Genomic DNA, 6340 nt, shown 5'->3' with positions numbered 1-6340 from the left:
GCCATTCTCGATGTACTACCTACCGCCGACAAACCTTGCTGTGCTATTCGGGATGGATTCCCTCCCTCTACTGCACCTTGTGCCATTCTCGATGTACTACCTACTGCCGACAAACCTTGCTGTGCTATTCCTCTTTTCGTTGATCCGTCTGAGAGATTAGGTTTATTACCTTTACCTAAATTAACTACATTTCCTTTTTCCGGCTTCGTTTTATTACCTAAAGCTCCAATACCTCGTTTATTTGAACCATCTACTGCACCTTGACCAAGTTCTTTAGATGATTTTGATTCATCTTCATTCCCTGTAGATACATGAGCGTTTTCAGCATTGATATTAGCATCCTTAACATTATCAGCATTTCCTGATCGTAGTTTACTAGCTGCAAAGCTTGCTAATTTCCCCATTGATTTTAATTGTTTTTTTCCTTGTTCAGCTTTTCCTGCTGCTTTTTCCTTTTCTCTAGCTAATGCACTTGAACCTAAATTTTTAGCTGCATCAGCGACTCCCTTCGATAATCTGTTTGTCATTCTTTCACTACCATCTAAAATCCTATGGTGCGCTCCTGTAGCCGCTGCTACAAGTAACTGTCTTTTAAACCAAACAACTAATAATGCTGCCATCATGAGAAGGTTAATAAAAATATTGTAGTAAATATTATTTGAGTTAGATGTCATTTCAAAACCAATGGTTACAAATGCAATTGCTACAATAACTACAAATATTGAAAACCCTTTGTAACCAATGATAATAAAGAACGATTTAAGAAAATTAGTGGTGAGGTTTTCAAATGTTGGGAATACACTAGCGAGAAGTACAACTGCGAAGACTATTAGCATAGCAATTAAGGCTACTTGTAAAACGATTCGTAACAGAGCTAACATAAACAACAAGACAACTATACCAATGTTTGAAAGTGTGTTAATTACAATAAAACCTATTTGCGCTGGAGCATTAGTAGCATTTATAGTTTTATTACTTAGTTTCTCAAATTCATTTGTAATTATATCTTTTCTTTTTTTAACACCATCTTCTTTTGTTGCCGATGTGTTTAAATAATTAGTAATCCTATTTTCGTCTTCTTTTGTAATAGCTTTTACATTCGTAGTATTATAATTTAGTAACAAAAAAGGTTTAAATAACATAGCATCAAATACTTTATTTTCAAGAATTGCCCCTAATTCTTTTGTACTTTTTATAACTCCTGATGATGTTGTATTTTCAGAACTACTTTCGCTACTAAGCGTAGGGTTAATTTGTAAAGCTATTCCTTCAAGGTAGTTAGACGCCTCATTTGCGAATGTTATATATTTACTAGCATTTGATAATAAAGTAAATAAGAGAACCATGCTTAGGAATACACGCATAAAGATACGAGTAAATTCTCCCCAATCCTGTCTTACATATGATTTTATTACAATGTATCCCCCTGACAGAGTGAAGAATGTAAGTAACAAACCTTCTGTAATTGCCTTTGCTGTAGATGACATAATACTAGCAATGGCATCTTTCATTAAATTAATAATATCTAAGCTGAATAAATTATAAGCAATTAAAGCACCTAATTTAGCAACTAAGACATTCAAAGACCAAAAAGTATCTTTAATCGCTGTTTTCCATTGTTCTAACATTTCATTTGTGTTCATATACCATTTTTCATTAATATATGTCATTAAGTTATATTGTTCAGAATCATATTTCTCTGCTTCTCGGACTGTATCCCCTTCTTTTACGATTTTCGGTTTCACTTCCGCATCCTCCGCAAAAGCTGTTCTAGGTACAAAAGCCACTAGTAACACAAAAATTAAAGAAAAATATACGAAAAGCTTTTTCATCACTTTCCTCCTTTATTTCAGACAACTATCTGTTGTTTCATAAGCATTCACTTGCTTTGCCTCGAATTTTTCACTTTTTTTATCATAAGAAATGGCTTCTTTATGAGAGAATTTTTCACCATGAAATTCATATGAAAATTTGACCACATACGTGTTATCTGTACCTTTTGCACGACACACACTTTCAAACTCATAATCTTTATACATTTTTTCTGAGAAACGTTTTTTTAACACTTCCTGATATAAAGCTTTTGTAACCTGATCTTTTCTTAACTCATCTTTATTATCATTCCCACATCCAAATAATGTGGGAATGATAATAACAAGCATAATCGTTAATTTTAAAAGTTTCATATTTCTTCGCTCCTTCTAGATCGCATTCTCTTCAAGTTCGATAGCTTTATCCTCTTTTTTAGTTGTTTTGAACGCTTCTAGCCATTCCTCAAAAAATATATCTATCGCAACAACTTGATTTCTCGCCTTATAATCTTGGAATAAACAAACTCCTGATACTAAATTTTTCATAAGATTTATGTTACCCTCATTGGTTTCTAAATCAAAAAACTCTAAAAGTGGCTTAATTGCTTGATCCGTTTTCGGTCGGAATGCAAATTTACAACCTATTAATTCTTTTATTGTTTCTGCGTTTACATCATCATAAGCCTGTGTGATTAAAATAATATCAGTTTCTAAAGAGCGCCCTGTACGTAACATGCTATCAATTAAGGCTTCCCCATTTTTCGATTTTTTCAGTGCCCACGCTTCATCGAAAATTATCATTGCTTCTTCATCTTTCTTTGTAGAAAAAGTATTTACATATTTTGAAAGGCTAACCATAATTGAAATACCTGTAATTTGGGCTTGTGTCATACTTTCAATATTTTGTTCTGATGATGGTAATTGTAATCCTTGTAGACCTAATACGTTTACTTGTTTATCAAAATCTAAAGTTACACTATTCTCATCACCGAAAAGCATACGCCCATAGCCAATATTGTATTTTGCGATATACGCACCTAAGTTCTGATCCTTTTCAGTAATTTTCTCTAAAACTTTAGTCAAATTTGGTTTTTTCTCTGTTTTAATTACCTCTTGGATACTTTCAAAAATAATGACACTTTCCCTTTTATCCTTTACATATCCTAATGTTTCAAGAATAATAAGTGCTGTTTCAACCGCTTCATCTCCCTGTAAGAAAATCAACGGGTCAAACGCCCCCTTATATTCTCCCTGATTAGATATTTCAACAAAGTTAATTTTTTTATATAGTTCATGGAAATAGCGTGTTTCCTCAATATTTTCATTTAATGGATATTTCTTTAATGCATTTTCGAAGAATTTCTTATATTCATTTTTGGGATCAATGTATAATATCTTTGCTCCTAAAAAAGTACACCAAGTAAAAACATTTTTTATTAATAAAGATTTTCCCGAACCAGGTGGTCCCGTAACCAAAATATTTCCGTTTGTATGTGCTGCTCCTTTTAAAGCTCTCTTTGTTAAAAGAGGGTTGAAAAAGACCACATTATTATTAATAGCTCTTGCTTGTGTTACATCTACTAGCTCATATCCTGTAACAACTTTCCCAAGCGGCATTCCATAGCGATTACCAATTTCATTCTTTATGTCAAAACAACTTACCGCAAAAGAAGATGTATCCATTGTGTGTTGAAAATAATTAAGTTTTGTATATGAGCCTATTAAAGACTGATGAAATAAAGTGAGCTGGTCAACTAATGGACGTACTAATTCAAAATCTGTCCCTTTATACATGCGCTTTATATCTTCAATCTTTCGTTCTAATCCTTCTAAACTTTTATCAAAAACCACTAACATTAGATCACAATACAAAATTTCTTTTTTACTATTCTTAATTTCATCTAAGGTTACTGTTAATACATCATCTGCACTTTCAATTACACTATCTTCATCTACATTTGAATTTCGAATCTCATCATTAAAGTTTCGAAAGCGTTTCTTTAGCATACGGAATTTCCTAATGTTTTCTGTTTGGCTTTTAAAGGAAAAACGTGCTTGAACTTCTATTGGAAAATCTATTCCCTCAATCAAATTTAAAAGGAATTTATTGTTTTTTAGATTAAAGGGAATGTTGTTATATGGTAGAAAAGCAATGTGATCCGTATAATCTTTATGTTGAACTGTCATATACCCTTTATTATTCTTTACTAACCCTTCTGTTAAGTTGTAAATCGTATTAGGTATATCTTTGCAAATATCAGTTCTATGGAACTGATAATATATTATCTTTTCAATTTCACTTTCATCTAGACGTATTAATTTTTTATAATAACTTGCTGTATTGAAAAAACTTTCTTCAAGTTTTTTGAAAAACTTCATATCCGTTTCTACGTTTGTTGTTCGGTGTAAAACCCTTGTAACATCTTCTTTAACACGTTTGAATAATTGTATTAACAAGTCATTTACATTGTCCGCCACTTCGTACATAAATTTATTCAAATGAACGCCTACATAACAATCGTATTCATATAAGCTGATTTCTTCTTTTAAAATATCTGCACCTCGATTGAAGTAATATTTACCGATGTCTGCAAGCTCACCTTTTACAACTTTTTCATTTGTAACTTTTATAAAGTGATCAAAATCGTATCTTCTCGGAATAATAACTAGCTGATATTCATATTGATTTTGTTCAATAAACGCTATTGTTTGCTGTAAATACTTTTGAAAATTAGATTCACTGTTTAAAGATAAGTTCTCATCATTTAGTTTGTAATAAGACCACACACCACTTTTTTTATTAAAAACCATATTTTTATATATTTTAGAAATAGGAAATTCTAATAATTTCACTAGATCACCTCACCCTTTTTTCTTATATGAAACGCTTCATATTGTAATTCTTTTTCAAACTGTGTTTCATCAATCCTTTCAAAGTGCTCATATTGATGATTTTTAGTGAGAGTAAAAATAAGTCTGTCTTTAAAAAATAACGTTATTGGTTTGTTATCATATTTAAAACTAAATGCTACGATTGTAGATACTGCGGGAATTAAGATAAGAATTTTTATCCAATTGTGTATTAAAAAGCTGATAACATCCGTTCCACCTTTTAATCCAATCAAAATTAGTAAAGCTAGTAGGGTTATAAAAATAACCCCACTAAATACTAATTTTCTGAGTTCAATCCCATTTCCAAACTCTAATTTCCCGATTCGGAATATTTTAATAGGATGACGTACAAAAATCGTATAAACAAAATATCTCATGTCATCCCTCCTTATTATTTAAAGAAGCTGCCACCAACAGCCCGTGCGATTTCTTGGATTTGTGGACCGAAAAATACAACAACTAAGCATAATACACCTAAGCAAAGCTGAGAGAAGAAAGCACCCCAATCCTGTCTAATGTAAGCGAATAGGGAACGTGCTGCCATAATAACCATGATAATGAAAGCGATCTGAGATACTATATTCTGAGTAATTTCACCTAAGTTAAAATGCATTCAAACCATCTCCTTATTGTTCATTTTTTATATAGAACTCTCCACTCTTTTTAATAAGAGCAAATTTATAATTTTGAATAACTTGTAATTTACTGTCTTTGTCTTCCATTGTGACAGCTACATTTGCATAATAAGTGTTATCAATTTTATGGTATTCTCCACTGTTTAAAGAAATAAACTTATAATTTTCTAACCCACGAGGGTTAAATGTCATATAACTAAGTTGTTTCACATTATTTTCTGCAAATGCTTCAAAATAGTCCTTCAGAAAATTTTCTAATTTCTTATTCTCACCCATAGCTAAATTTTCAGCGTTATAAGGTTTCTTTTCTTCATTTTCAATTTGCGTGTTCAAATCTCGTTTAGTTAAAAACTGTGGTAAATTCGCAACAGCAAATCCTTTCCCGTCTGTAGCTAATCTAATTACAACTTCATTTGTACGCTGTAATTTTTTAGGTACTTCCACATCTTTTTCAACTTCCACTTCTCCCTCTTTTACTTTTTGTTTCTCGGTAGTGATAGCATCTACTTCGTAATTAACTAAAAAGTGAAAGTCGGCAAGTTTTGAATTGATATCACTTTTTTCAATCAATGTAGCACTCTTTATTTTTCTTTCTCCCTTAAATTCTTTTGTATTATCAATGTCTTTTGCTAAATCTTTTATAAAAAGGTTTTTTATATCCTTGGTACGTTGTTCTCTTTGTTGTGGATCACGAGGTATGTTAATGTAGTTGTTTAAGAAGTTTTGTGCAAAGGTAATTGCTGCATTTTCTGTTAAGAGGGTTGATTTCTTTTTTTCTTGTAAGCTGTCATTAATGTTTTTTTCGCTTTTCGCTGCAACACTTCGTATATATTGGTATTTATTGAAAAATGCGATATTGAAGAATATTGAAATAATTATGAGCGAAAAGATTAAATAACTAGTTATTCTTTTTACTTTTTCTCTACTATAGGGAATAGTTCGAACTTTTGTTTTTTCCCTTTTTTTACGGATTATTTTAAGGATTCCCATTGTACCCCTCCC

At 31.4% G+C, this 6340-nt stretch carries 6 protein-coding genes; all 6 read right to left on the bottom strand.

Annotation, left to right across the window (positions count from 1 at the left end; translation table 11 throughout):
• Nucleotides 1–1832: CD3337/EF1877 family mobilome membrane protein (locus tag JDS99_RS26670; protein ID WP_199696037.1), on the bottom strand; the 1832-nt coding region annotated here is incomplete at its 3' end.
• Between the two features lie 12 nt (nt 1833–1844).
• Nucleotides 1845–2186 (bottom strand): hypothetical protein, encoded by a 342-nt coding sequence (locus JDS99_RS26665; RefSeq protein ID WP_199696036.1) that lies wholly within the window; start codon nt 2184–2186, stop codon nt 1845–1847.
• Nucleotides 2187–2201: 15 nt separating this feature from the next.
• Complete coding sequence (locus JDS99_RS26660) at nt 2202–4664, bottom strand: ATP-binding protein (protein ID WP_199696035.1); 2463 nt, start codon at nt 4662–4664, stop codon at nt 2202–2204.
• Nucleotides 4664–5080: a TcpE family conjugal transfer membrane protein gene (locus JDS99_RS26655; protein ID WP_001268815.1), complete on the bottom strand. Its 417-nt coding sequence runs from the start codon at nt 5078–5080 to the stop codon at nt 4664–4666. Before JDS99_RS26655 ends, JDS99_RS26660 begins: the two co-directional genes overlap by 1 nt.
• Before the next feature lie 14 nt (nt 5081–5094).
• The gene (locus JDS99_RS26650) at nt 5095–5316 is read right to left on the bottom strand and encodes a hypothetical protein (RefSeq protein ID WP_000545654.1); all 222 of its coding nucleotides are present in this window, start codon (nt 5314–5316) and stop codon (nt 5095–5097) included.
• A 13-nt stretch (nt 5317–5329) separates the two neighbouring features.
• Nucleotides 5330–6328, bottom strand: coding sequence for a conjugal transfer protein (locus tag JDS99_RS26645; RefSeq protein WP_199696034.1), 999 nt, complete (start codon nt 6326–6328; stop codon nt 5330–5332).
• Between the last annotated feature and the right edge of the window lie 12 nt (nt 6329–6340).

Source organism: Bacillus cereus group sp. N6 (assembly GCF_016483705.1).
Lineage (GTDB): Bacteria > Bacillota > Bacilli > Bacillales > Bacillaceae_G > Bacillus_A > Bacillus_A wiedmannii.
The sequence above is the reverse complement of the archived record's forward strand: the minus strand, read 5'-3'. Positions and strand labels throughout refer to the sequence as shown.

Coding starts and splice junctions, on each gene's coding strand:
- JDS99_RS26650 (WP_000545654.1), bottom strand. CDS start 5,316: ATGCATTTTAACTTAGGTGAAATTACTCAGAATATAGTATCTCAGATC.
- JDS99_RS26645 (WP_199696034.1), bottom strand. CDS start 6,328: ATGGGAATCCTTAAAATAATCCGTAAAAAAAGGGAAAAAACAAAAGTT.
- JDS99_RS26665 (WP_199696036.1), bottom strand. CDS start 2,186: ATGAAACTTTTAAAATTAACGATTATGCTTGTTATTATCATTCCCACA.
- JDS99_RS26655 (WP_001268815.1), bottom strand. CDS start 5,080: ATGAGATATTTTGTTTATACGATTTTTGTACGTCATCCTATTAAAATA.